This is a genomic window from Nocardia ninae NBRC 108245 (genome assembly GCF_007990755.1).
Classification (GTDB): Bacteria; Actinomycetota; Actinomycetes; order Mycobacteriales; family Mycobacteriaceae; genus Nocardia; species Nocardia ninae.
Genome location: NZ_BJXA01000201.1, coordinates 1 through 618, shown reverse-complemented (window position 1 = coordinate 618; position 618 = coordinate 1). Strand labels below are relative to the sequence as shown.

General features: G+C 72.2%; 1 protein-coding gene. It reads right to left on the bottom strand.

The window, feature by feature from the left end:
* Nucleotides 1–86 precede the first annotated feature (86 nt).
* Nucleotides 87–618 (bottom strand): gamma-glutamyl-gamma-aminobutyrate hydrolase family protein (locus NN4_RS44680; protein ID WP_147144484.1); only part of this gene is annotated, 532 nt, incomplete at its 5' end.

The following is a 618-nucleotide window of genomic DNA, read 5'->3' as shown; positions in this document are numbered from 1 at the left end:
GATCGCCGCGTCGGTCTCGGCCACGCCGACCAGCTCGACCGTCGCCACGACCTGCTCGGTCGCCGGGTTCACCACCTGCGCTGTCGTCACGAAATCCGCTCCCTTCGATAGTCTTCGGCCGCCGCGACCAGCGCGCCGATCAACCGGCGGTCGACCGCATCCACCTCCGGATGCCATTGCACACCGACCAGAAACGGTCCGTCGGCCGTCTCCGCCGCCTCGATCGTGCCGTCCGTCGCGTGCGCGGTGGCCACCAACTCCGTGGCGAGCACGTCGATCGCCTGGTGGTGATGGCAGTTGGCCTTCACCTGCGGCCCCGCGATGGCCGCGACCTTGCTCCCGGCCACGGTCACCACCTCGGTGACGGTGAAGCCGCCGACGGTGCCCGAGTGCTCGGCATGCCCGACCGCATCCGGCAGATGCTGGACCAGCGTGCCGCCCAAGGCCACGTTCACCACCTGCAGGCCCCGGCACACCGCGAGCACCGGCAGCCGCGCCGCCCGCGCCAGCGCGAACAGCTCGAATTCGGACTCGTCACGGTCCGGCCGGGTGTAGGTGAGGGCGTGCTCGGACGCGCCGTAGCGGGCGGGCGCCACGTCGGCCCCGCCGGTCAGCACC